A 26294-nucleotide genomic window follows, 5' to 3' on the forward strand; every position below is an offset into this window, starting at 1 on the left:
TCCCCTCCTACTTTCCTGCCATGGCGAGCGAAATCTCCTTGATGGGAGGATTCGCACCAGGATACGTGCCCATGATCTCGCCCTCGAACAGGACTGTGATGCGATCCGAGAGCTTCAGCACCTCATCGAAGTCCGCGGAGATGAGAAGGACCGCGCATCCGGCGTCGCGCTGGGCGATGATCTGATCATGGATGAACTCGGTGGCTCCGATGTCGAGGCCGCGCGTGGGATAGACGGCCACGAGAAGCCTCGGGTGGGCGTCGAGCTCGCGGGCGAGGATGACCTTCTGCTGGTTGCCACCGGAGAGCGAGCGGGCGGTCTGCTCGACGGAGGTGCAGCGGATGTCGTTCTCCTCGCGCAGGCGCTCGGCATGCTCGCGGATGGCGTCGAGCTTGAGCCAGGCGCCGTGACCAGCGGAGAAGCGCTCGTCCTCGGTGGCCTTGAGCACGAGGTTCTCGGCGACCGTCATGTCACCGACAAGGCCCATCTTGTTGCGGTCCTCGGGGATGTTGCCAAGGCCAGTTTCGATGAAGGCGCTCGGGCTGAAGAGGCCGATAGCGGAACCGTCCGGACCGATGACCTCGCCGGACTCGGGCTTGAGAAGGCCCGTGACGAGGGCGGCGAGCTGGCTCTGGCCGTTGCCGTCGATGCCGGCGACGCCGAGGATCTCTCCCTTGTGGATGGCGAGCGACACGTTCTTGAGGCCGCCGTGCTTGACCTCGGGCTGATAGGAGACGCCCTTGAGCTCGAAGGCAGTCTCGGAGGCGTCCGTGACCTTCTGGTAGGTGCTCTCCGTGAACTTCTGGCCGATCATGAGGTCCGCAAGCTCCTGCTCGGTGGTATCCGCGACGCGGACCGTCTCGATGGTCTCGCCACGGCGGAGGACCGTCACACGATCGGAGATACGCATGACCTCGCGCATCTTGTGGGAGATGAAGATGACGGACTTACCCTCGGCAGTGAGCGAGTGCATGATGTCGAACAGGCCCTCGACCTCGAGGTCCGTCAGGACGGCGGTGGGCTCGTCGAGGATGACGAGGTCGGCGCCACGGAACAGGACCTTCATGATCTCGACGCGCTGCTGCATGCCGATGGACATGTCGCCGACCTTCTCGTCGAGGTCGATCTCCATGCCGTAGCGATCCATGAGCTCCTCGATGGCCTTGCGGTCATCCGCGATCTGAAGCAGCGGCGAGTTGTGACGCTTGTCGCCCAGGATAATGTTCTCGAGACCCGTCATGTCCTCGATGAGCATGAAGTGCTGGTGGACCATGCCGATGCCATGCTCGACGGCGACGCCGGGATTGGTGATGTGCACCTCCTGCCCGCGCATGAAGATATGCCCGTCAGTTGGCTGGTAAAGGCCGATGAGGACGTTCATGAGCGTCGACTTGCCGGCACCGTTCTCACCAAGAAGCGTATGTACCTCGCCTTGCTCGATATCGAGGTTTACGTTCTTGTTCGCGTAGAACGTGCCGAATGCCTTGCTGATGTTGTCCATGCGAAGCAACTCGGCCATAGCTACCACCTTTCCAATCGCGTGCCTTCAGAGATATTTTCCATCCGGGTTGTTTCTCTACCATTACTGTCAGCTTACCAACCCAGTATGCCTTCTTTTATGTCCTATTTTGCCCTCTTTCGAGAGTAATAGGTATCGACCATCGGAAGGTTCGGGCGAAGTTTGCCGTCAAGGGCTCGATAGGCGTTCTGGACGGCCGGGGCTGTCGGGATGGTCGCGATCTCGCCGATGCCCTTGCCACCATAGGCGACGGGCAGCTGTTCGTCACGCTCGACGTAGATGGCGTGGATGTCGGGGATGTCCGTCGCGCGGAAGAGTCCCAGCTTGCCGTAGCCGGCGGCGGGGACGCAATCCTCGAGCCCCAGGTCCTCCGTAAGCGCGTATCCCATGCCCATGAGGACGCCGCCCTCGATCTGGCCCTGGATGGCGATCGGGTTCACGACCTTGCCGGAGTCGTGTGCGGCGTAGACATCGGTCACGCGGCCATCGTCATCGAGCACGACTACATGCGTGGCGAAGCCGTAGCAGATGTGGCTCTTCGCGTTGGGGACGTCGGCTCCGAGTTTGTCGGTGGGCTCGAGATACTCGTAGAAGAACTCCTTGCCCTCGAGCGCCTCGAGTGCGGCGACGGGATCGGACGCCGTGCGGGTGTTGCCGGGGACGAGCTCGGCGGCGGGCACCTCGAAGCTCGTGCCGTCCGCGAACGAGAAGCTCTTGCCGTCGCCCTTGGCACTGACAGGTCCCTCGGGGAGGGTGTGGTCGCGCTCGTAGGCGATCATGGCGTCACGCAGCAGGAACGAGGCACCGCGGACGGCCTCGCCCGTGACCACCGTCTGGCGGGAGCCGGAGGTGGTTCCGGAGTCGGGCGCGTTCTCGGTCGAGCACTCGCCGTTTTCGATGCGCTCGCGCGGAAGGCCGCAGGCCTCGGAGACGTCCTGCAGGAAGACCGTGTTGCAGCCTTGTCCGATGTCGGACGTGGCGGCATAGACCACGGCGCGGCCATGCTCGACGCGGATGTTGCAGCGGCCCGCGTCCGGCAGGCCGACGCCGACGCCCGAGTTCTTCATCGCGCAGGCGATGCCCGCGTGGCCGGGATGCGCGTAGTAGGCGTCCTTCACGGCCTCAAGGGTCTCCTTGAGGGCGGTGGAGCAATCCGCGATCTGGCCGTTCGGGAGGACCTCGCCCGGCTCAATGGCATTGCGATAGCGAATCTCCCACGGGTCCAGCCCGACCTTCTCGGCGAGGATGTCGATGAGGCTCTCGAGCGCGAACTCGCTCTGGCACACGCCGAAGCCACGGAAGGCGCCGGAAGGCGGGTTGTTGGTGTAGTAGCCATAGCCGCGGATGTCGGTGTTCTGGTACTTGTAGGGGCCGACGGAGTGCGTGCAGGCACGCTCGAGGACCGGGCCGCACAGGCTCGCGTAGGCGCCCGTGTCGAAGTTGATCTCGCAGTCGAGCGCGGTGAAGTTGCCCTCGGCGTCGCAGCCGAGCGTGAAGGTACCCTCCATCGGGTGGCGCTTCGGATGGAAGTAGATCGACTCCTGGCGCGTGAGGCGGCACTTGACCGCGCGGCCGAAGTGCACCGCCGCCAGCGCGGCAAGGTGCTGGACGGAGACGTCCTCCTTGCCACCGAAGCCGCCGCCGACGAGCATCGTCTCGACGACGACGCGCTCGGGCGTGGCGTCCCAGCCGAACATGTGCGCGCATTCCTTGCGCGTGTCATAGGCGCCCTGGTCCGTCGACCAGATCTTCACGCCGTCCTTGTAAGGGGCGGCGACGGCGCACTCGGGCTCGAGGAAGGCGTGCTCGGTGTACGGTGTCGTGAAGCTCTGCGTCGCCGTGAACGCGGAGTTCTCGAGCGCCGTCTTGGCGTCGCCGCGAGTGACGTGGCGCTGCTGGCAGATGTTGTTCTCGAGCTTCACCTGGTTGCCGAAGGCGAGGAAGCCGTCATGGATGAGCGGGGCGTCCGGAGCGGCGGCCTCCGCGATGTTTCGGACGGGTTCGAGCTGCTCGTAGGTGACCTTCACGAACTTCTTCGCGCGCTCGACCTGGGCCGGGGTCTCGCCCACCACGAGCACGATGGCGTCTCCGACGCAGCGGGTGATGTCGCCCTCCGCGATCATGACGTCCCAGTCCTGGATGAGGTGGCCCACCTGGTTGACGGGCACGTCGTCGGCGGTGAGGATGCCGAGGATGCCGGGCTGCTTGGCCGCCTTCTCGAAGTCGATCTTCACCACGCGGGCACGCGGGAAGCGGGAGCGGACGGCGCTCGCGAAGACCATGTCCGGGAAGTCGCGTTGGTCGAGGTCGTCAGGGTACTTGCCAAAGCCGAGGACCTTGCGACGGACGTCGACGCGGAAGGCGCGCTTGCCCACACCGTAGTCATCACCGCGCTCGAGGGCCGGATCGATCACCTCGTCGCCACGCAGGATGGCGGCGGCGAGCAGGATGCCCTCTATGATCTTCTTGTAGCCGGTGCAGCGGCAGACGTTGCCGCGGATGGCACGCTTGACCTCGGCCTCCGTGGGGTCGGGGTTCTTGCGCACGAGGGCGGTGCCGGAGATGACCATCCCGGGGATGCAGAAGCCGCACTGGACGGCGCCCACGGCACCGAACGCGTAGACGAAGGCCTCCTGCTCCTCGTGGGTAAGACCCTCGACCGTGGTAACGGTGCGGCCTGCCGCGAGCTTCGTCGTGAGGACGCACGCGCGGACGGCGCGGCCATCGACGATGACCATGCAGGCGCCGCAGGCACCCTCGGAGCAGCCGTCCTTGGCGCTCGTGATGTGGAGGTCGTCGCGCAAGAAGCGGAGGAGCGACTTGTTCTCGCGAGCCACCTCGACGCGCCCGTTGACGATAATCTCATACGCCTCGGACGGCGCACCCTGCGCCGCGACGGCGGTCTTCTTCTCGTTGGTAGTCATGTCGTCTCCCCTACACTGCCGCGAACATGCCGCCGGCGTCTGAGATGGCGCCGCGCGGGCAGGTAACTGCGCACATGCCACAGGCGATGCACTCGTCGTAGTCGATGCGGGCGTGGCCATGGTCGAGGCTGATCGCGCCCGTCGGGCAGACGCGCGCGCAGCGGCCGCAGCCGATGCAGCTCATATGGCACTTGTCCTTTGCCGTCTGTGGGTGCGAGGTGTTTACGCAGCGCACGCGGATCGGGCGATCCGGGTCGACGAGCTCGATGACGCCCTTCGGGCACTTGCGCACGCAGACCCCGCAACCGCGGCAGAGCTCGCGGTTGACGAAGGCCACGCCGTGCTCGTTCATGCTTATGGCGCCGAACTTACAGGCCTCAGCGCAGCTGCCGCAACCGATGCAGCCCTGGCCGCACGACGGTGCGTCGTCGCAGGTCTTGTTGCCGCCGCCACAGCGCACGAACGCGATGGGACGCGGCTTGCGCGGGCGCGCGGGAGCCTTTGGCTTAGCTGTCTTGGGGGTCATCTCACCCATGGTCGTTCCCCTCGGAAGGTGGCGCCGGACGCTCCCGGCGCCACCCAGGTCTTGAATCGGTACTTACTTGTCTGGCCATACGAGCCGCCCGACAAAGGGACGGCCCGGGTCTCGCCTCTAGGCGAACAGGTAGCCGTAGGAGTCGCGCGTGGCCTTGATGGTCAGGCGGACCTCCTCCGGCAGGCCGCACGCGGCGTCATCGACGTCGTAGGCAGCGGTCTTGCCGTCGACGCGCACGAGGAACGTGCCGTCGGGCTGCGCCAGGAAGCCCTGGTTCTCGGAGTTGCCCATGTCCTCGGCGCTCCAGAAGAGCGTGAGCTTGTCCTTGTAGGGGCGACCGCTCCACGGGCAGAACACGGCGCAGTTGCCGCACTCGTTGCACATGCCGTCAACGTGGACGACCTGGTGCTGGGCGAGGCCCGGCACGGTAATGGCGACGTTGGCGCGGTTCGGGCAGACGTCACAGCAGGCCTCGCACACGGTGGCGCAGCCAAGGCAGCCGGAGTTCTTGGAGCAGCCGGCGCAGCCAAGGCGGAGGTCACCCTTGCGGGCGTAGCACTCGCCCTCGTGACCAGTGCGGACGTTCTCGCTGGCATAGGCCGCGAAATCAACGCCGAGCATGCCCTTGGCGACCTCCTGCGCGTCGGCGATCGCGTCGACGAAGCGCGCGGGGCCACGGCGGCAGTCGCCGGCAGCCCAAACGCCCTCGACGCCCGTGGCGCAGCCAGCCGGGCGGCCACGACGGTCAACCTCGACGCCGGCGGCCTCGTAGAGGGAGCCCTCGATGTGCTCGCCCACGGCGCAGATCACGGACGTGGCCGGGACCTCGACGACCTCACCGGTGGCGACGGGGCTGCGGCGGCCGGACTCGTCAGGCTCGCCAAGGACCATCTTGTCGCAGGTCAGGACACCAGCGCGAACGCCCTTGGGGGCGAGCAGCTCGCACAGCTCGACGCCCTCGGCGAGAGCCTCGGCCAGCTCCTCCTCGTCGGCGGGCATGTAGCGCTTGGTGCGGCGATAGACGATACGGACGTTCTCGACACCGGGGAGGCGCTTGGCGACGCGGGCGGCGTCCATGGCGGTGTTGCCAGCGCCGACGATGACGACGTCGGTGCCGAGGGCGGAGAGGTCCTCTCCCCTCTTGGCGGCACCGAGGAACTCGAGAACGTCGATCTCCTCGCCGTACTCCAGGCCGACGTGGCCGGGAGCCCAGGCACCGCAGGCCACGACAACGTCGGTGTAGCCCTCGGCCTTGAGCTCCGCGACGGACTTGGCCTCGACGCCGGTCTTGACCTTGGCGCCATAGGCGAGGCAGAGCTCGACGTCGCGGTCGATGTCCTCGTCAGAGATGCGGAACGCCGGGATGATGTGGCGAGCGACGCCGCCCAGGGTCTCCTTGCGCTCAAGGATCGTGACGTCGGCGCCGGCGCGGGACAGGAAGAAGGCGCAGGCCAGACCAGCCGGGCCACCACCGATGATGGCGACCTTGTGGTCGGCGGCGCCGTCGTGCGCCTTGACGCCGTCGGCCCTGATGGCGGCGAGCAGGGAGTCGATGCCACCGCGGGCGGCCTTGAGCTTGCTCGCGCGGATGGCGGCACCCTCGGGCTCATAGAAGGCGCGCATGCACTTGGAGCCGCAGGGGTGCGGGCAGAGGTTGCCAGTGATGAACGGCAGGGCGTTGCGCTCGGCGATGATGGCGAGGGCGTCATCGAGCCTGCCCTCGTCAACGGCGGCGAGGTAGGCCGGGATGTCCTGCTCGATCGGGCAGTTATTGCGGCAGGGCGAGGTGAAGCAGCTCGTCAGCGGGAGCGGCCAGTCGAGCTTGTGGGTCGGCATCGGCTTGATGGGCTTCATGTACTTCGGGGACACGGCGACGGCCTCGTCGAGAGCGGCGACCGCGGCAACGTCGACGTCATCCTTGCGAGCGACATCGGCGAGGAGGCCGGCGATCTGGGAGAAGCGCTCGTAGCCGCCGGGCTTGAGGACGGTCGTGGCCATGGTAACGGGCCAGATGCCGGCACCGTAGATATCGCGGATGTTCTGGGCGTCAGCGCCGCCGGAGTAGGAGATGCGAAGCTTGCCGTCGAACTGCTCGGAGATGCGGTGGGCAAGGTGGATGGTGAGCGGGAACAGCGAACGGCCGCTCATGTACATCTCCTCGCTCGGGAGCTCCTTGCGGGTGACGTCAACGGGGAAGGTGTTCGTGAGCTTGACGCCGAAGGACAGGCCGCGCTCCGCCGTCAGCTTGATGAGACGCTCGAACATGGGGATGGCGTCGGCCCACTGCAGGTCCTCGCGGAAGTGCTTGTCGTCGAAGGCGATGTAGTCGAAGCCAAGGGAATCGAGACGCTCGCGGGCGTAGTCATAGCCGAGCAGCGTGGGGTTGCACTTGATGTAGGTGTTGAGGCCCTTCTCGGTGATGAGATAGGTGGCGATGCGCTCGATCTCCGCCGGCGGGCAGCCGTGGAGCGTGGACTCGGTCACGGAGGAGGAGACGCGCGGGCTCACGGAGTCGACGAACTCCTGGTCAACGTTCTCGAAGCGGTTGAGGTTGGCACTGGCCCAGGCCTGGCACTCGGCCCAGACGTCGGTCTTGGAGGCGTCCTTCATACCCTCGATGTAGGCGTCGACCTTGGGGCTCTTGATGCCCTCGAGGTCATAGCCCACGCTCATGTTGAAGACGAAGCCGTTCGGGTCGCCGAGGCCGAGCTCGCGGGCGAGGAGCTTACAGGCCCACCAGGCCTTGATGTACTCGTCCATGGCCTGCGGAACGGTGAGCTCCGTGGACCACTCGCAGTTGTAGCACTCGTCCTCAGCCACGATGCAGGGCTTGTTGACACACGCGGAAAGCTCCTCGCCGTCCATGACCTGGACGGTCTTGAGCTCGAAGAAGCGGGCGCCGGCCACGTAGGAGGCGACGATGTTCTGGGCGAGCTGGCTGTTCGGGCCAGCGGCGGGACCAAAGGGCGTCTCGATCTTCTCGGCGAAGATCGGGTCGGCACCACCCTCGTGACGCACGATCTTGCGGATGCCGAAGATGCTGCCCTTGTCTGCGTGCTCGGTGATGATCCAGTTCATCAGCTGTGCGAACGGGATCGGCCTCATGACGTCGCTCATGGTGTGAGCTCCTCTCCTGCCCCGTCGAGACCGCGCGACGTGGCGAGTGTGGATAACGCGGGCGAGCCTACGCCCGCGCGACGGCCCCGCGGAGGCCGCCTTGTCCTCGTCCAGACCCCATCCGGACGAGGACGCGTAGCCAGGTCCCAGCCCGGCTACGCCCACGGGCCGGCGGCGTGCCGGCCCGAAGGAGGACAAACTAGTAGGTGCGGTGGTTCAGGTCGCCCCAGAGCTTCTTGGACTGCTCGAGGGTCCAGGCGTTGATGCGCTCCTCGTCGAAGGCGACGAACTCGCGGTCCTTGTAGAGGACCTTGCCGTTGACGATGGTGGTGCGGCAGTTCTTACCCATCATGCCGAAGAGCATGTGGCCGTCGATGTTCTCGTCTGAGAAGGGCGTGAAGACCGGATAGTCCATGACGATGACGTCGGCGGCGGCGCCGGGCACGAGAATGCCGAGCTGGCGGCCGAAGTACTTCGTGGCCATCTTGGCGTTGTTCTCGAAGAGCATGGTCATGGCCTCGCCCCAGCCAACGTTGGGCATGGCGGCGTTGTGGCGCTGGATGATCAGGAAGACCTTGAGGCTCTCGAGCATGTCGTGGGTGTAGGCATCCGTGCCCATGCAGACCGGGATGCCGCGGCGGAAGAACTCGAGGACGGGAGCGCAGCCAACGGCGTTGCCCATGTTGGACTCGGGGTTGTTGACGAGCCAGGTGCCGGACTCGCGGATGATGTCCATCTCGGCAGGCGTCACGTGGATGCAGTGGCCGAGCATGGTGTCCGGACCGAGGAGGTTGTGCTGGAGCAGACGCTCGACGGGCGAGATGCCGCCACGGTTGAGACGGGAGTCCCAGACGTCGTTCATGCCCTCGCAGACGTGGATGTGGAATCCGGTGAGCCCGTCGTTGGCCTCGGCCATCTTGTCCATCGTCTCGTCTGACAGGGTGAAGGTGGCGTGGCCGCCAAACATCGCGGCGATCATGTTGTCACCGGCCTCGCGGGCGTCATGGGCCCACTTTGCGAACTCGGCGTTCTCCGCGATGGACTGGTCGCGCTTCTCTTCGCCACGGCGATCGGAAACCTCGTAGCAGAGGCAGGAGCGCATGCCGAGCTCCTTGGCAACGTCCTTAATGGCGAAGAGGGAGCCGGGGATCTCGCAGAAGCTGGCATGGTGGTCGAAGATCGTGGTCACGCCGTCACGAAGCGAGTCGAGGATCGTGGCGTAGGCGGAGGCGCGGGTGCCGTCAAGCGTGAGGTTGTCGTCGATCTTCCACCACTGCTGCTCGAGGTTCTCGAGGAAGTTGGTGGGGTTGCAGCCCTCGATGGCGAGGCCGCGGGCGAGGCCGGAGTAGATGTGTGTGTGGCAGTTGATGAGGCCCGGCATAATGACGCCACCATGGGCGTCGACGTACTCGTAGCCAGGGTTAGCGGCCTTGAGCTCCTCCTCATCGCCGATGGCGGAAATGGCGTCTCCATCGATGGCGACGGCACCGCGTTCGAGGTAGGGGTTCTTGGAGTCGCGAGTAATGACACGACCATTGCCGACGATCAGCATAGTGCTCCCTCCAACGGGCAGGCGGGGTTTGTCACCTGCAACTCTTTGATGGAAGCGCGGCCGGACTCCGGCTGACGGATTGCTCCGCCTCGCGTGGCGCATGCGGGTGTCCCCGTTTCGCGCAACGCCGGCGGGCCCTCCCCCGCCGCGCGCAGCATGGCCTCGTGACCATGACTTGAACCCATTGTTGCCATTCATCCGCAAACCCATGTCGTTCCTCTGGCGAGCGGCAGTGCGCGTACATTATGTTTTTAGCCCTAACTATTTGTTATATCTGCAGGTTTATCCCCGCGTTCGCGATTCGAGCAATTTGTGACGTTTCGGCGAACGGTATCTTTTTTTAGTCGGCATTGCCACACGAGCTAGCTGGGGTTTCGTTACTCACAAGCGACAACAACGCACGACAATGGCCAACGGATTCGCCCGCAGGCAAACAGATTGTTTGGAGCGCTCACCAGCGTGAGGCAAAAGCCAGGCGGCACGACGAGTTGCCTGGCATAAGGCCCAGCGTCAGCGCACGGCGCGACCGACGCGAGGCGCGGTGGACGCGCTTCGCCGAAACCTACCTCTTGTAAGGGTTCGCCATCGATTTCGGCCCCGAAACGTTACAAGAGGTGGGTCCAGGCAAGGGGCGGGCCCAGGCAAGAGGGGGCCCAGGCAAGAGGGGGCCCAGGCAAGGGGTGGGTCCAGACAAAGCCGCGACAACGGATAGCCAGACAAACCAAAAACGCGGGCCCGCCCAGTTGGACGGACCCGCGCCAACCCTCCTAAGAGAGATCAATCTCGCGGCCGGAAACAAACTTGCGCACGAGGCGGCCACCCTCCTCAGCAAGGTAGACGTAGCGCTCGACCCGCTCCCAAACGTCAAGCACACGCGGAGTGCGAATCGCGGAATCGTCGAGGACGAGGGCGTCGAACTCGTAGCCCTCGGCAAGAGAACCCACGCGACCGAAGAACGAGCCGCCGCCGACCGTCGCCAGCCACAGAGCCTCCTGCGTCGTCAGAGGAGCAAGGCCATCGTCGACGAGGCGCCAGCGCAGCTTCGAAACCGCCACGGCATCCGCCATGCAGCGGAACATCGAGAGGTTCGGCCACCTGCCACATCCGTGCCGAGGCCAACGTTCATACCAAGGTCGAGGTAACGACGAACGGGCGCGATTCCGCTCGATAGCTGGGCATTGCTCTGCGGGCAGTGCGCCACGTACGTACCAGTGCTGCGCAAAAGCTCGGTCTCGGTCTCGTCGGAATAGACACAGTGTGCCATGACGGTGCGATCGCCCAGCATGCCGAAGTGGTCATACGCGTCGCCATAACAACTCGACCACGGGCACAGCTCCTTGACCCAGCCGCACTCCGAGGGGTTCTCGGAAAGGTGGCTCTGGACGGGCAGGCCAAACTCGTCGCGAATCGACGCGAGCTCGCCCATGAGCTCGTCGGTGACGCTCGGCGTGAAGCGCGGAGTGATGATCGGCGCCGTGTGGTCATAGCGACCGTCGACGTCGGCAAGCCAACGGCGAGTGTCAGCCGCGGACTGGGCAGTGTCCTCCTCGAGGTCAACGCCACCGTTGCGGTCCATGTTCACCTTGCCCACGTAGGAGGTGATGCCGGAGGCCTCGAGCTTGTCCATGAGCAGCTCGGTCGCCTCAACGTGGAGCGTGCCGAAGACGACGGCGCGCGTCGTGGCACTGCGGCGCAGATCATCCGCGAAGATGTCGTAGGCACGGCCGGCATAATCGAGGTCCGCGTAGTGGGCCTCCTCCGGGAAGGTGTGGGTGTTGAGCCAATCAAGCAGTTCGAGGTCCATGCCGAGGCCGCGGAACGCATACTGCGGGGCGTGGATGTGGATGTCGCTCATGCCGGGGATGATCAGGTTGTCGCCGCAATCGATGAGGGGAAGCGCGGCAAACTCCTCCGGCAGCTCGGCAAACACGCCGGCGGAGACGCCATCGACGCACACGGCGTAACCGGATGGCACGCAGGTGACCTCCTGCGGGGTAGTGTTATAGCAGACGTTACCCTTGAGAACGAAGGACTTAGCATCCATGATTTGCTCCTCTCGGCTCTAAATTAGAGCGTATTTAACGATAAAGATGATGGCGAGCGCCGGCGCGGTGGGCAGTGCGACGCGGCCGACGGCGCAGCAAGCAGCGCGGGTAGCAAGCGGCGCGGTGGGTAACGTGACAGACGGCGCGAGCAGCTCGAACGGCGCGCGGTGCTGCCGATGGCGCGACAGACGGCGCGGTGGGCAGCGCGATTGGCAGACGTCGCTCAGCCGACCCCACTTGCCGACGCCACAGGCCAGTCGCCCGTCAGCGCGCGCGGCATCGCTCTCCCTTACTAATTTTTTGTCGTAATCTAGTACCATACTTTAAGTTAGGTAGACCGTTTACAATACGGTGTAACGGTCGAGAGACCAGCGGATTCACCCTAAACAATTTGAAAGGCCTCTCATGGACGCAACCCAAGTCGACTTCTATTCTCGTCTCGCCCACGCCATTGCCGTACAGTTTGGGTCGAACTGCGAAGTTGTCATCCATGACCTGGAGACGACCGACCCCGGTCGCTCGATCGTCGCAATCGAGAACGGCCACGTCACCGGCCGCACCGTCGGCGACGGCCCCAGCCATGTCGTCCTCGAGGCCGCCAAGGCGGGCCGTCTCCACAAGCTCGACGACCGTCTCGCCTACCTCACCAAGACGGACGATGGCCGCATCCTACGTTCTAGCACGGTTTTCATCCGCGACGAGGAAGGCACGCCCATCGGCATCCTCGGCATCAACTATGACATCACGCTTATCTCCGCCGCCGCGGACACCCTCTCCGCGCTGACTGGCATTGGCCCTAACGATGACCCGACCGGCGACCCCGAGCCCATCGTCAAGAACGTCGCGGACTTGCTTGACGACCTCATCGAGCAGAGCGTCGCGCTCGTTGGCAAGCCTGCCGCCCTCATGAACAAGGAGGAGCGCGTGCGCGCCATCAGCTACCTCAACGACACGGGCGCCTTCCTCATCACCAAGAGCGGTCCGAAGGTCTGCAAGTACTTCGGCATCTCGAAGTACACCCTCTACAGCTACCTCGACGAAGCCAAGAGCACGGACGAGTCATAGGCGGAGGCACTGGTTCCACGTTGCTCTCCGCCGGCAACCGCCGGACGCCCGCAGACAAAAACCCACTTGCATGCCGGAGACCCACCCGCGCGCACACCGCCCGCGAGCGTAGTCAACCTTCGAGCTCCGTTACCAAGGCTTAACACGAAAAACTACCGGAGACGGCTATCCTAATGGCACTTGCAACTAGCCCCAACATCCCGCGGGGCAACGAGGCGTCGGTTCGCCGGCGGCAAGGAGGTCACATGGCTCGCGTCTTCAACTTCGCAGCGGGGCCCTCGGCCCTGCCCGAAAGCGTGCTCGCAGAGTGCGCCGAGGAAATGCTCGACTACCGCGGCTGCGGTATGAGTGTCCTCGAGATGAGCCACCGATCTTCTGCCTACCAGCAGATCTTCGACGAAACCGAGGCGACCCTCCGTCGCATCGTCGACATCCCCAGCGACTACAAGGTCCTCTTCCTGCAGGGCGGCGCCACGCTTCAGTTTGCTGGCATCCCCATGAACCTCATGGCGACAGGCCGTGCGGCCTACATCGTCTCTGGCAACTTCTCCAAGAAGGCATACCAGGAGGCTCGCAAATACGGCGAGGCCGAGGTCATCGCCACGAGCGAGTGGACCAACTTCGACCGCGTGCCCAGCGTCGTCGGCGTTGGCGAGCTCGCAGAGATCTATGGCTATGACTACCTGTACTTCTGCCAGAACAACACCATCTTCGGCACGCAGTTCCACGACATCCCCAACACCGGCGAGCTTCCGCTCGTCGGCGACGTATCGAGCTGCTTCCTCGCGGAGCCCATCGACGTCTCCCGCTACGGCCTGCTCTACGCCGGCGCCCAGAAGAACGCCGGCTGCGCGGGCGTGACCGTCGTCATCGTGCGCGAGGACCTCATCGAGGACGGCCCCGCCATCCCCAGCTGCCCCACCTACATGGACTACCGCACCCAGGCCGAGAAGGGCTCGATGCTCAACACGCCCAACACCTTTGGCATCTACCTGTGCGGCAAGGTCTACCGCTGGATCGAGGAGCAGGGCGGCCTTGAGGCCATGCGCGAGCGCAACCTCGAGAAGAGTGGCCTGCTCTATGATTTCCTCGACCACAGCAAGGTCTTCCACGGCCACGCCCAGCCGGAGAGCCGCTCGATCTCCAACGTCACATTCCGCACGGGCAGCGACGAGCTTGACGCCGAGTTCGTGGCAGGCGCCACCGCGCGCGGCCTCTCCGGCGTGAAGGGTCACAGGCTCGTGGGCGGCATGCGCGCGAGCGTCTACAACGCAGTACCCGTCGAAGGCGTCCGCGCCCTCGTCGACTACATGGCCGAGTTCGAGAAGGAGCATGCGTAATGCGTCACATCAAGACGATCGACGACATCACCAAGGACGGCAACGTCGAATTTGGCGAGGGCTATGACTTCGTCCCCGATGCCGATGGCGCAGACGCCATCCTCATGCGCTCGACCGACCTCCACGGCTATGACCTGCCGGAATCCGTCCGTGCCATCGCTCGTTGCGGTGCCGGCGTGAACAACATCCCCATCAAGGAGTACGCCAAGCGAGGCGTCGTCGTGTTCAACTCGCCGGGTGCCAACTCCAACGCCGTCAAGGAGCTCGTCCTCGCGATGCTCATCCTCTCGAGCCGCGGCGTCGTACAGTCGATGGACTGGGTCCGCGCACACGCGGATGACGAGAATATCCTGGTCAACGCCGAGAAGGCCAAGAAGGCGTTCGTCGGCCACGAGCTCAAGGGCAAGCGCATCGGCGTCGTGGGCCTGGGCAACGTCGGCTCGAAGGTCGCCAACGCCTGCGTCGACCTCGGCATGCAGGTCTTCGGCTATGACCCGTTCATCTCCGTCGAGCACGCGTGGGTGCTCTCGCGCGAGGTCCAGCGCGTGGGCACGCTCGAGGACCTCTGCCGCAACTGCGACTACCTCACCCTCCACGTCCCCAGCAAGGCCGACACCATCTCGATGATCGACGCGGACGTCCTCGGCCTGCTCAAGCCGGGCGCCATCCTCATCAACTACGCACGCGAGACGATCGTGGACGAGGACGCCGTCGACGCGGCTCTCCGCGGCGGTCGCCTCTCCTGGTTCGCGACGGACTTCGCCACGCCCAAGACCGTCCGCATGCCCAACACCTTCATCACCACGCACTCCGGCGCGGGCACCGGCGAGGCCGAGGCCAACTGCGCGGACATGGCGATCAGCGAGCTCAAGGACTACCTCGAGAACGGCAACATCGCCAACTCCGTCAACTACCCCACCTGCTCGATGGGCAAGGCGCGCGCCGCGAGCCGCATCGCGTGCCTGCACGCAAACGTCCCCAACATGATCGGCCAAATCACGGCCATCCTCGCGAAGGACAACGCCAACGTGCAACGCATGGTCAACGAGAGCGCCGGCGAGAACGCCTACACCATGTTCGACACCGACGAGCACCTCGAGGATGTTACGATCGAAGCCCTCAAGGCGATTCCCGCGATCTATCGCGTGCGAGTCATCAAGTAGCGACCGCAACGGCTCGCTCGCCCGAACCCGCGCGGCTGGGTGGCCTTGGCCCCCAGCCGCTTTTCAGTTTGGAGGAACACGATGCAAATCCAGGCCTTCTCGAGCGTCCGCCCCGTTCCGACGCGCATGGGCGAGATGTGCGAGCCCGCGACCGCCGCCGAGCTCGACGCGCTCGTCGCCTCGGGTGCGTACATGCAGGACCTGGGACGTGCGCTCTACCTCGTGGCACGTCGCGACGGCGATGTCGTGCGCCAGGGCATCGTGTGTTGTTGCGACGCCGGCGAGCTCACCGGGCTCGTTGCCGCAGCAGCCAGTGAGGACGCCGAGGCGGGAATCGCGGACGCGGCAGACTCGACCGCCGCGCGCATGCGCTCCCTGGGCGCTCATACGAACGCCGTGACCCTCGCGTACGAGAACAACTTCGCAATCCAGACGATCGTCGCGGCAGCACAGACGGCCACGCCGCTTTACAACCTCTCGAACGGAACTGGTACGCAGGTCGTAGTGTGGCGCGTAAGCAGGGAGGATGCCGTCGGGGCCATCGTCGCGGCGATTGGCGCGACCGAGGTGGCGCCCACGGGAGACCTCGCCGCCGCGAAGGCTGCCGTGGCGATCGCCGCCGAGGCCCGCGCCGGCAAGCCTAGCCTCGACGCCCGATCGCCGGCCCTGCACCCGCTCGCCCTCCTCGTCCCGCGCGGACAGGATGTCGAGTGCGAGCTTCTGCCCGGAAACGGCCTGCTACTGCACCGCTTCGCCTAGGGGCGGGTGGCACACGTTCGGCGCGGGGCGCTACGCCGGACGAGGCACGAAACCTACCGTTTGTAAGGGATTGAGCGCGTTTTTGGCCTCGAAACGTTACAAGCGGTAGGCTATGGCGAAGTCGCGCGCCGACTATTTGCCACCGAAGAGGCTGCCGAGCAGGCCGGACACGCCGCTGCCACCAAGCAGGCCAGACGCGGCTCCCGCGAGGTCGGTGAAGCTGAGGCCGAGGGACCGCGCCATGCCGGCGAGCTCGCCGAGGTCGAGCCTCGAGAGGTCGATCGCGGTCAGGTCAAGCCTCGTCAGGTCGAGGCCGGAAAGGTCGATGCCCACCTTCGAGAGGTTCGAAAGCACGAGCTGGAAGAGCTCCGTGAGATCCACCTCGCTCTGGCCGGTTATGCGCTCGACGGTCTGCGCGGGCGAGTCGATGAGCTCCTGCGCGAGCTCCGGGGCGTTCGTGATTGCCTCGGTGATCTGTGCGGCGAGGCTCTTGATGTCAACGGGCATGGGTTCCTCCTCTGTTCGCCGCAGGCGCGGCGCGATACGGCCCGGCGGCTCTACGGCATCCCGCGACACGCCAAAAACGTGCGGTTTTATGTGCGTGTGCACGGGTGTCATATCCAGAAGACACCGCTGCGCCGTAGCCGGGTATAGTTAGCTAAGATAGGCAAATTATAAAGGCGCACAGACGTGCGAACCACGTGAAGCACGACGTCTCAGTGCTGGGAGAGGAGCTCATGGGCGGCAGCGCGAACATGGTATTGGTTGGCTTCGCCATCGGGTCCATCTTGGGCCTGGTCAGCGTCGTGTGCTTCCTGCTTGGCAGGCTTTCGCGCGACGGCATCGTCACCTTCCCGTCCCGCGAAGCGAATAGCCAGCCGGCCACGGCGGCAAAAGACGCCGCGAGTGGCACCATTGCTGACACCGCAGCGGATGGCGACACGCAGGCCAGCGACGCCGGAGCTGCAATGGTCGCGTCTGGCAACACGCCTGACGCCAACAACGCCACTGACGCCGACGTCCCCGCAGCCCCGCTCTACGACGAGCCCCGCGACATCGAGGAGCTCTCCCGCCGCCTCGCCGAGGCGGACAACCCCCTGAGGGAGCTCCGCGCGCTCACGCGCGACACCCTCGCTCAGGAGCGCTCGGCGGATGATGACCCCACGACCCCGCACCCGGACGCCTTCTCCCTCTACCTCGCCCGCGGTCTCCAGGAGGCCGGAATCGATGACCCCGGCGCTCACATCCCGGATTTCGGGGTCGTCCTCCCCTACCGCTCGAAGAGCTTCTTCCTCCGCACGACGAAGCGCCGCATTCCGGAGCGCGAGGCCCTGCGCGTGATCGCCCTCGAAGGCGCCCTCAATCGCGCGCTCTTCGCCTGGAAGGGCCTCGACCACACCGCCGCGCTCGAGGAGTGCTACGCCTTCAACCAGGGCCTTGCGAGCACCTTCACCGCGCAGCTCGGCACCAAGCCAATCAAGCAGGCGAGCATGCTCGACGTCGCCGGCGAGTGGGGCGTGCGCCAGACCTTCTCCGCGGGCATCGAGAGCCTTCGCCTGCCGCTCCGCCTCTCCGTGCGTTTCCGCGTGAACCTCATGGGCGGTGACATCGCAATCGAGACGCCCTACAGGGACGCCCTCTGCCAGCCCCACTCCGTCTACTCCGAGGGGCTCGGCCGTATCATCCCGGCTACCTCCCAGATGCGCGACCAAATGGCGACAGACTACGCCCTTCGCCTGACGCTCCTGCTCGCCGCGCACGCCTTCCGCAGCTCGAGGCGCCTCTGCCACGCGTTCGTCGCCGTGGTCGACAAGAGCCCGCGCGGGCGCCGGTGCCTCGTCAGCGCAGACATCTCGCGAGAGGCCCTGCGCGAGCATGACCTCTCGAAGCCCTTCGATTCACGCGAGCTCTGCCGCGAACTGGGCGTCGACTTCCGCATCGAGGAAGACCGCCTCTGCCCGGTCGAGCAGGGCTTCGTGCCGGAGGCGGAGCGCTTCTGCCCCGCGAGCCGCTATGACAACGTCGATCTCTCGAGCCGCATCCTGCCGGATTTCGAGGCCAGCCTCCTTGGCACGAAGTACGTGCATGATCTCGGCATCAACGAAGACGCGCATCGCTCCCAGGTGGCCGAGGCCGTCGCGCGCCAGCTAGGCGGCACCACGTTGGGAGATGTCCGCCGCATCCTCGACCTCACGCAGAATGACCGTGACGCTACGGTGCGCGAGGCCGGCGAGCGCTGCGCCCAGGCGATCATCGACGGCCGTCTCGACGACAAGGACTCCCTCGCCTTCGTGGACGAGTTCGTCAACGGCGGCGCCCTCTCCCGCGCGACGGCGATCGCGCTCGACCAGGTCACGAGCGGCAAGTCCGCAGACGCCATCGAGACGCTCACGGACGTCCTTGCCCCGGTCGACGCCCTCGACACCTACGCGGACGGCAACGGCGTTGTCTGGCGCGAGTTCACGAGCTATGTCTCCCGCGCGCTCTACAACAGGCTTCTTGCCAAGGAGGGCGAGGAGGTCCGCCTCGTGCCGGACGCCTACTTCGCCGCCCAGCTCCTCATGGCGAGTGCCTTGATTGACTCCGGCCGCCAGGAAGAAGCCCTCGGCTTCGCCCGTCGAGCTCAGGACCTCTGCCCATTCGATGTCTCCGGCACGCTCCGCGCCGCCCGCTGCTTCGAGCTCGACCATGACTTCGAGGCCGCGGCGAACGAGCTTATCCAGCAGCTCGAGTACGCGTTCGACCCGCAGAGCGTGGGCGTGTGCTACTACCGCCTCGCGTTCCTCGAGTGGAAGCTCGGCGAGACTGACGTCGCGGACGCGTGCTATCAGAAGGCGGTCATGAGCCACTCCGCCTGCAGCATGGCGGCTCACATCGAGCTCATGAGCCTGCGTGTCGAGAACAGCTCTGATGGCGTGGCGGCAGAGGATGTCGAGGAGACGCTCCGCCGTACCAACATCCCGCTCGCTCCCACGGAGCGCGTGGTCGAGGTTTTGGTGGAGGCTGCCCAGGGCGCCACGGACGCCGAGGTCTTCCCCGTCGCGCGCGGCTTCGCGACGCTCCTCAGCGCGCTTTCCGGCGACGACGTCATGCACGGTGTCGCCAACTCCATGGAAAACGAGCCCGACCGCTAGAGAGTTGACAAAGGGACAGTCCCTTTGTCAACTTTTCCGCCGCAACCTGAAAAAGGGACAGTCCCTTTTTCAGGTTCCCTTTTTCAGATTAGCAAAAGCGCCCGCAGAAAGGAGATCCCTTCTGCGGGCGCAACTGCGTTCTGCGGGTCGCGATTACTCCTCGTTGCCCTCAAGATCAACGAACATCACGGTGAAGGCCAGCGCGAGCAAGGCGGAGGCCACGGCGATGGCGCGTAGGCCAAACCAGCCGATGCACGCGTTGCCCAGCACCGCGCCAGCCATGAACATGGCGATAACGCCAAAGTAGAGCAGGCCGTTAAGCAGGAAGCCACGGTTGTGCGTGATGATGAAGTCGTCGACGTTCTGCAGCGCCGAGCGTAGGTTGCCGATGCACATCGTCGTCGCGATGCCATGCCCGTGGATCTTGCGGAAGCTCTCGACCTGCGTACCGCACGCGAGCGACGTGAGACAGTTCGCCAGCAGGTTCTGACTCTCCGGCAGACGGCTCACGACGAATAGGATCGCCGCCTCGACGAGGACCGTCTCCTGACGCCAGTGCAGCACGCTCGCAAAGCGCTCATGCACGAGGTCCGCCATCATGATGCCAAGCGCAAAGGCGATGACCGGAAGCAGGTGCTTGAGAGACGAGCGCGGGTCACCACTCGATAGGTTCACGGCCGCGAGCAGCATATTTCCCGTCTGAGCGTTGGCGAAGACACCTCCCCGGCCGATATAGGAATAGGCGTCCATGAAGCCGCCGGCGAGCGCCATGATGGCACCCATCTCGATGGACTCGGAAATCTGCTTCGCGCGCTCCACGCGGAATACCTCCTCAGGGTCAGGTTCCTAAAGTTCGAGCTTCATGAGCTCGGCGATGGCACAGATGTAGATCTTCAGCGCCTCGCGCAGCTGCTCCTCGCTCGCGCCCTCGTCGGGGCCGTGCATGGACCCAACCCACTCCGGCGTCTCGAGGCCCGGGACCTCCGGACCAAAGCTCGCAGCGTTCTTGAAATGGCGGGCGTAAGTGCCGCCGCCGATGGTGAAGGGCTTGGTGTCCTTGCCGGTGTACTCGTTGTAGCAGCGCACGAGCGTCTGGATCTCGGGGGAATCCGGCGAGACGTAGAACGGCACGACGGCACGGCCGGGCTCGAACTCGCAGCCGTAGGCGGCAGCGATCTTCTCGAGCTCCGCGTCGATCGCCTCGGACGTCGTGGACTTGGGGTAGCGGGAGTCGACCGTCTGCTCGAGACGGCCGTCGACGGTCTGGCGCAGGGTGCCGCCGATGCAGGTGAGCGGCTCGAAGATGTCATCCGTGGCGGCGATGCCAAGGCTCGAGCCGTCCGTGGAGGCATGGATGGTGGCCTCGAGCTCGAGAAACGTGCGCTCGGCATCAGAGCAGAGACCGTTCTCGAGCAGGTAGGCGCAGAGGATGGCGATGGCGTTCTTCGTGCCGGCGGGCATGCTCGCATGGCCACCGATACCGTGCGCGGTGATGCGGGCGAGCGTCTCGCCGTCCTCACTGGCGTCCTCGATCTCGAGGTCAGCCGCGACGGGCAGCGTGGCAGCGTCCGCGCGGACGATGGCTGCGGCAAGGCTCGGAATAGCGTTGGTGGCGCTGCCGCCCTCGATCGCGCGAATCACGGAACCCTCGACGGAGCCGGAGATGGGCGCGGAGCGGAAGGTCGCGCCGTAGAGGCCCTTCTCGCCGCAGCACACCGGAAACTCCGCGTCCGGCGTGAAGAGGAAATCCGGCTCGGGGTTGTGAGCGAGATAGTACTCGACATCGCCCATGTTGGTCTCCTCGTTGGCGCCGAGGATCACGCGCAGGGTGTACGGCAGGCGCTTGCCCGTGGCCGTGACGCGCTCCGCGAAAAAGCGACCGGCGTAGAGCGAGAGAACCGCAGGGCCCTTGTCGTCGATGACGCCGCGGCCGAGGAGCCAGCCGTCGCGACGGACCATCTCGAATGGGTCGGTGTGCCAGCCCGGGCCGGCGGGGACGACGTCGACGTGCGCGATCGTGGCGATCTGCTTCTCGGACTCGCCGACAAGGTCCGCATAGCCGAGGTAACCCTCGCAGTCATGTGCCTCGAGGCCGCAGACGTTGGCGATACAAAGCGCCTCGTCGAGTGCCGCGCGCGGACCGGGGCCCCAAGGGGCACCCTCGGTGGCATGCTCGAGATCTTCCTCGCTGCAGTGGCCGACGAGAGCCTCGATGTCGTCGAGGACCTCCGGCCACACGCGGTCGACGAACTCCTCGATGTCTGCCTTTAGCTGGGCATTGTTCTCTGCCATGGGGTCTCCTAGCTTCTGCGCCGCGGGGCGGGCCCGCGGCGGCGTATTGTCCGCCCACCATAATACGACCCCGCGCCGGAGGGGCCGCCCGAGAAACGCAGGGCGCCACCTGGTGGAAACAAACGCCGACGTGGCACGCGGGGCGACGGCGGGCGTACGGGCGGTGCGGCGGCGGGCGAATCGCGGCGGGGAACGATGGCGCACACGCACAACGTGGCGGGGACCGGCGAGGGCCACGTTCTGCGCGGCCCACGCGCCCACGCACGCACACGCCCGCGCGCCGGTGCCTACTTCGCGTGGCGGCGGTCCTCGCGGAGGCCCTCGTACTCCTCGCGGCTGTGCTCATTAATGCGATGCAGGTCGTCGATGTGGCGCTCGCGGATCTGCTCGGCCTGGGCGAGGTAGTCGGCGGCGGAGAGCCTCACGCCGCGACGGCGCAGCTCGGCGCGCTCCTCGTGGAAGAGCTCGGTCGCCTCGCGCACGTGCTCGTGGTGCTCGTGAATGATTTCGCGGACGGAATCCGGGTGCTCGGCAATCTCGTGCGCCGCCTCGACGGGATGCGCGGCGATCGCCACGCGCGAGGCGTTGGTGAGCACGGGAATCACGAGCACAGTGAGCGCGCCCGCTGTCACGAGCACGCTCGCCATCGACTCGGGCATCGCGTCGACGGCGGTCGCGGCCTCGGTGAGGGCGACGATCAGGGGCAGCGCCATCGTGCAGTAGAGGCTCGCGGAGATCTTCTCGCCGGTGGGCATGTCACGCGTCTCGGGGAAGACCCGCAGGCAGACGGCCACGGGCAGCGCCCTCACGAGCAGGAGCAGCCCCACGAAGATGGCAAGCAGGCCGGGCGCGGCGCCCACGGCGGCGAAGTCGATGCTCGTGGCGGAGATGACGAAGAAGGCCGGCACGAAAAACCCGTTGGCAAGGATCTCGATCTTGTCGAGAAGGCGCTTGCCGCGCTCGTCCGGCAGGAGGTGGCGCAGGATGAAGCCGGCGGCGAATGCGGCGAGCACGGCGTCGAGGTCGAGCGCCGCGGCAAGGGCGAGCAGGGTCACGAGCAGCAGCACCGTGACGCGGAGGGTCGCCTGCGAGCTCGTCTCGGCGTTGTCGACGACCCACTTCCACAGGCGCGAACCCCAGGCGCGGGCGCGCTCGGCCTGGAGGGCCACGAGGACGCACACGGCGACGAAGAGCACGAGCACGGCCACGTTCGCCGACATCGAGCGGGCGGGCGAGAGCATGAGCGACATCGCCACGACGGGGAGGAGCTCGCCCATGGCGCCGTAGGACTCGATGACGCCGCCCACCGCGGTGCCCGAAAGCTCGCGGTCGCGCATGATGGGGACGAGGGTGCCGTAGGCGGTCGTGGTAAGCGCGATGGCGAAGGCGGCGATGCCAGTGGAGGAAAGCCCGAGGTCAAGCGCGAGCGTGGCGGCGACGGCGAGCGCCATGCAGATGGCCCAACAGACAGCGCCGTGCCTGCCCGCGCGACCCATGAGCTCGCGGAGGTCGAGGTCATAGCCGGCGATGAGGAAGAGGAACCCCATGCCGAGGCGACTCACGAGCGACATGCCAGCGGAAGCGTGGATAACGCCCGCGCAGTGTGGGCCCAAGACGGCGCCGGCGACCACGAAGAAGACGACCTCCGGGATGGGACGGCCGGGAATGAGGCTCGCCAAAAACGACGACGCCACGACGGCGGCGAGGATCACGGCGAGCATGATGAGGTCTTGGGTCATGGGGCGGTCCTTCCGGGCGAACGCGGCGGGGCCGCGAAAGATGTGAGCATCGCGGCGCGGCGCGACGTGAGCGCGCCGACGCGGGCTCCCCCATTCTTACCCAGATGCGGACGTAAGAATCAGCGCGCGGGCAGCGGATTTGCCGCGATCCCCGAGCACCACGAACGCTACTCCTCGCCCTCGCCGGCAGCGTCGCCCTCGGCGTCGCCCTCATCGGCAACGTCGCCCTCGCCGGCGTCCTCGTACTCGCCGGCGTCCTCGTCGTCCCAGTCCTGCGAGCAGGTGCGGACGACAAAGTGGTACGTCACACCGGCATCGCCCGGCTCGCCGTCGGCGTCAGCCGCCGCAGAAGCCTCCTCGTCGCAGCGGGCCTTCTCCTCATCCCAGCGCGAGAAGTGCTCGTCCACGAGGGGCATCGGGTCATAGTCGACGTCATCGGGCTCGACGCCCGCCTCGTCCCAGGAGGCCAGGAGCTCCTCGGCCGCCTCCTCGCACTCGAGCGCGTCGCATTCCACGTCAAACGACGTCCCGAAGATCTTCGCGATCACCGCGGCCGCCTGCTCGATGTCGGAGTCCGCGGAGATGCAGTCGGCAGCGACGAACGCCTCGAAGTCATACTCGTCCGCCGGGGCGGCGTGCTTCTCGTTGGTGCCAAGGTCGAGAAGGTCCGCGCGGCGCATGACCTCGCACGCGACGACGAACTTCACCTCGAAGTCCTCGTCATCGGGATCCTCCTCGTCGTCCTCGGGCTCGAGCTTGAGCTTGGGCGTGGTGAGGAAGGCGAGCTCGCCCATGCCATCCGCGCCGCGGTCCGGAACGAGGGTGACGAGGTCGCCGGCGTGGACGCCGAAGTTCTGACCGGGCTCGTTGAGCAGCTTGCCGACGTAGTAGAGGCCGTCCTCGGTGCAGCCCTGGATGGTCGCCCAGAGGCGCTCCTCGCCATAGTCCTCGTCGACGATGCTGATGCGGATATCGTCCGGGTAGCACGGGTGGCGCAGGTGGTCAATCGCGGTGTCCTTGCGGGTCGCCTCGCGGTCGGGGCTGACGGCATAGAACTCGTCGATCGAGGCGATGTGGTCCGCGTAGGTCTCCCGGTACTCTTCGAGGTTCTTGGAGTAGGCGACGGTCGTGTGGACGGACATCTCCGCGCCGCGCACCTTCACGCTGCACTTGAGCTTGCGCCGGAGGTCGAAATCCGAATAAACCGCGAGGTCAGACATGCGCGCCGGGGCGAGCGCCTCGAAGCTGAGACCGGCGTCCGGATCGATGTAGCCATAGGCGAGCATGCCGTCCGCGTCCTCCGGCAGATCCGCGACGCCGGCAGCGGCGAGGAGTTCGCGCAGGGAGTAGTCGACGAAGAGGACCTGGCGATAGAGGTCGCGGAAACTCACCTGGTCAATGTTGAAGGACATCATGGGGGGTCACCTTTCAACGGATTGTCCCTCCGATTGTGCCATCCCCCGGGCAACTCCCCACGACGTGTTCCGCGAGCGGTCGCATGCGGCAGAGCTTACGGACAAAAATGGCCGGAACCCTACCGACCAACCACTAAGGATCATTTGCCAATGGCGCCAGCTTCGACCGACGACCAAACAAGCGAGGTGCAATCATCGCTAAATTCGAGCTAAAACCACCCTTCTTATTAATGTCCGTTACTTTGGTAGAATAGGATGCATGACTAGTTCAAGGCCGTCACCTAGCATCGTACAAAGCGTGACGGTCCAATCGATAGACAGCTTCGACAGAGATATGGAGTGCGGTATATGACGCCATCGGATTCGGAAATCGCAGCAGCCGTGGCCTCCCTGCCCCCTGCCACGAATTCACTCGAGTCCGGCTTCATCGAGGCTTTCGAGCGTCGCTACCCCACCCGCATCCTCGAAACCCTCCTATGCGATCGCACTACAGGTCGCAACATCATCTGGGCAGACAACGAGTACGAGGCTCTGGGCGATGGTTATCTGGGCGACGATGAAATCACCGTCGAGAAGATCACGGGTGCGAATTCCAACGTCATCAAGCCACGTATTGCCAAGGAGCAGGAGAGACAGTCCAAGCGCACAAAGAGCCGCGCGGAGGTGTTCACTCCGTCGTGGCTGTGCAACCAGATGAACAACGACCTGGACGAGATTTGGTTTGGACGCCGAGATGTCTTCAACGTTGAAACAAATAACGGATGGTCACCTTGCGATGACCCCGTAGAGTTCCCGGAAGACACAGGCCGCGATTGGCGTGCCTACGTTAAGAGCAAGCGTCTCGAAATCACTTGCGGCGAAGCGCCGTTCGTTTGCTCTCGCTATGACACCGTCACCGGCGATGCCCTCCATGTAGAAGAGCGCATTGGCTTCCTAGACCGGAAGCTTCGCGTTGTTACCGAGAATGCCAATATCCGCACCGAGTGGCTGGAGTGGGTCCTCGCCGCACTCAAGGCCTCATATGGCTTTGAGTATCAAGGCGATAATCTCCTCATCGCACACATCAACGTATTTGAGACCTTCTGCGAGCATCTACGCAATCGCTGGGGCGATGAGCCAACCATCGAAGTGCTGGACCAGGTTGCCTGGATCGTCTCCTGGAACTTCTGGCAAATGAACGGCTTCACCGATGCCGTTCCGACCAATAAGACCGATGTTGTCATCCAGTCAACGCTCGTAGAGCCTGAGCCAGAACCGGCTCAGCAGTCCTTGTTTGACATGTTTGACGATGTATTCGAAGAAGAGATAACGCCAGAGGAGCCCAAGGAGACAGTTCCTCTGTGCGTCATTTACGACTGGCAGAACAACGAACCGTATGAGCTTGCATCGTTGAAAGGCAAGGCGTGCCCCATGGGTAAGAAATTCTATGCAGTGATTGGCAATCCGCCCTATCAGGGCAAAAGCGACTCCAATGGTCGCAAGCCACCCATTTATCACTACTTTATGGACGCTGCCTTCAGCGTAGCTGAAAGAGTAGAGCTCGTTACGCCCGCAAGATTCCTATTTGATGCTGGTCAGACTCCAAAAGAGTGGAATCGAAAAATGCTGAGCGACCCTCATTTTATGGTCGCAAGATACGAGGCCGACGCAAACGCCGTCTTCTCTAATGTCGAAATCAAGGGGGGGTCGCCGTAA

General features: G+C 65.1%; 18 protein-coding genes. 6 read left to right on the top strand and 12 right to left on the bottom strand.

All coding sequences use genetic code 11. The annotated features are described in order from the left end of the window. Positions 1–7: 7 nt before the first annotated feature. From Q0H23_RS02095 to Q0H23_RS02125, 7 genes are all read right to left on the bottom strand, one after another. A complete protein-coding gene (locus tag Q0H23_RS02095; protein WP_293835198.1) occupies positions 8–1519 on the bottom strand; it encodes an ABC transporter ATP-binding protein in 1512 nt (503 codons plus the stop codon). Positions 1520–1623: 104 nt separating this feature from the next. Then, a complete protein-coding gene (gene xdh / locus Q0H23_RS02100; RefSeq protein WP_293835200.1) occupies positions 1624–4443 on the bottom strand; it encodes a selenium-dependent xanthine dehydrogenase in 2820 nt (939 codons plus the stop codon). Positions 4444–4453: 10 nt separating this feature from the next. Beyond that, positions 4454–4978 (bottom strand): 4Fe-4S binding protein, encoded by a 525-nt coding sequence (locus Q0H23_RS02105; protein WP_293835202.1) that lies wholly within the window; start codon positions 4976–4978, stop codon positions 4454–4456. A 117-nt stretch (positions 4979–5095) separates the two neighbouring features. Further along, positions 5096–8095, bottom strand: a complete 3000-nt coding sequence (gene ygfK, locus Q0H23_RS02110) for a putative selenate reductase subunit YgfK (protein ID WP_293835204.1) — start codon at positions 8093–8095, stop codon at positions 5096–5098. Positions 8096–8294: 199 nt separating this feature from the next. Beyond that, a complete protein-coding gene (gene ssnA, locus Q0H23_RS02115; RefSeq protein WP_293835206.1) occupies positions 8295–9647 on the bottom strand; it encodes a putative aminohydrolase SsnA in 1353 nt (450 codons plus the stop codon). A 767-nt stretch (positions 9648–10414) separates the two neighbouring features. After that, positions 10415–10702, bottom strand: a complete 288-nt coding sequence (locus Q0H23_RS02120) for a hypothetical protein (RefSeq protein WP_293835209.1) — start codon at positions 10700–10702, stop codon at positions 10415–10417. Next, positions 10648–11691: an amidohydrolase family protein gene (locus Q0H23_RS02125; RefSeq protein ID WP_293835212.1), complete on the bottom strand. Its 1044-nt coding sequence runs from the start codon at positions 11689–11691 to the stop codon at positions 10648–10650. Before Q0H23_RS02125 ends, Q0H23_RS02120 begins: the two co-directional genes overlap by 55 nt. A 406-nt stretch (positions 11692–12097) precedes the next feature. Between Q0H23_RS02125 and Q0H23_RS02130 the strand changes: the two genes are divergently transcribed. The 4 genes from Q0H23_RS02130 to Q0H23_RS02145 all read left to right on the top strand — a co-directional run bounded on the left by Q0H23_RS02130 (position 12098) and on the right by Q0H23_RS02145 (position 16019). Continuing rightward, a complete protein-coding gene (locus Q0H23_RS02130; RefSeq protein ID WP_293813952.1) occupies positions 12098–12757 on the top strand; it encodes a helix-turn-helix transcriptional regulator in 660 nt (219 codons plus the stop codon). Positions 12758–13002: 245 nt separating this feature from the next. Continuing rightward, positions 13003–14097 carry a 3-phosphoserine/phosphohydroxythreonine transaminase gene (serC, locus tag Q0H23_RS02135; protein ID WP_293835214.1) on the top strand — a complete coding sequence of 365 codons (1095 nt, stop codon included), beginning with the start codon at positions 13003–13005 and terminating at the stop codon, positions 14095–14097. Next, entirely contained in the window at positions 14097–15260 is a 1164-nt protein-coding gene (locus Q0H23_RS02140; protein WP_293835217.1) for a phosphoglycerate dehydrogenase, read from the top strand. Before serC ends, Q0H23_RS02140 begins: the two co-directional genes overlap by 1 nt. Before the next feature lie 81 nt (positions 15261–15341). Next, positions 15342–16019 (top strand): DUF1015 family protein, encoded by a 678-nt coding sequence (locus Q0H23_RS02145; RefSeq protein WP_293835219.1) that lies wholly within the window; start codon positions 15342–15344, stop codon positions 16017–16019. Positions 16020–16151: 132 nt separating this feature from the next. On the opposite strand, the gene Q0H23_RS02150 is transcribed toward Q0H23_RS02145, so the two are convergent. Further along, positions 16152–16526: a hypothetical protein gene (locus Q0H23_RS02150; RefSeq protein WP_293835222.1), complete on the bottom strand. Its 375-nt coding sequence runs from the start codon at positions 16524–16526 to the stop codon at positions 16152–16154. A gap of 194 nt (positions 16527–16720) precedes the next feature. Between Q0H23_RS02150 and Q0H23_RS02155 the strand changes: the two genes are divergently transcribed. Next, the gene (locus Q0H23_RS02155) at positions 16721–19153 is read left to right on the top strand and encodes a hypothetical protein (RefSeq protein WP_293835225.1); all 2433 of its coding nucleotides are present in this window, start codon (positions 16721–16723) and stop codon (positions 19151–19153) included. A 153-nt stretch (positions 19154–19306) separates the two neighbouring features. Here the strand turns inward: Q0H23_RS02155 and Q0H23_RS02160 are convergent, their stop codons facing one another. The 4 genes from Q0H23_RS02160 to Q0H23_RS02175 form a co-directional block, all read right to left on the bottom strand. Then, the gene (locus Q0H23_RS02160; RefSeq protein ID WP_293813946.1) at positions 19307–19972 is read right to left on the bottom strand and encodes a YoaK family protein; all 666 of its coding nucleotides are present in this window, start codon (positions 19970–19972) and stop codon (positions 19307–19309) included. 27 nt (positions 19973–19999) lie between these two features. Continuing rightward, positions 20000–21445, bottom strand: a complete 1446-nt coding sequence (locus tag Q0H23_RS02165; RefSeq protein WP_293835228.1) for a Sapep family Mn(2+)-dependent dipeptidase — start codon at positions 21443–21445, stop codon at positions 20000–20002. Between the two features lie 287 nt (positions 21446–21732). Beyond that, positions 21733–23184, bottom strand: coding sequence for a cation:proton antiporter (locus tag Q0H23_RS02170; RefSeq protein WP_293835230.1), 1452 nt, complete (start codon positions 23182–23184; stop codon positions 21733–21735). A gap of 167 nt (positions 23185–23351) precedes the next feature. Continuing rightward, complete coding sequence (locus Q0H23_RS02175; RefSeq protein ID WP_293835232.1) at positions 23352–24599, bottom strand: hypothetical protein; 1248 nt, start codon at positions 24597–24599, stop codon at positions 23352–23354. Positions 24600–24947: 348 nt separating this feature from the next. Between Q0H23_RS02175 and Q0H23_RS02180 the strand changes: the two genes are divergently transcribed. Further along, positions 24948–26294 carry an Eco57I restriction-modification methylase domain-containing protein gene (locus Q0H23_RS02180; RefSeq protein WP_293835235.1) on the top strand — a complete coding sequence of 449 codons (1347 nt, stop codon included), beginning with the start codon at positions 24948–24950 and terminating at the stop codon, positions 26292–26294.

This window comes from uncultured Parolsenella sp. (genome assembly GCF_934660935.1).
In the GTDB taxonomy this organism is placed as follows: Bacteria; Actinomycetota; Coriobacteriia; order Coriobacteriales; family Atopobiaceae; genus Parolsenella.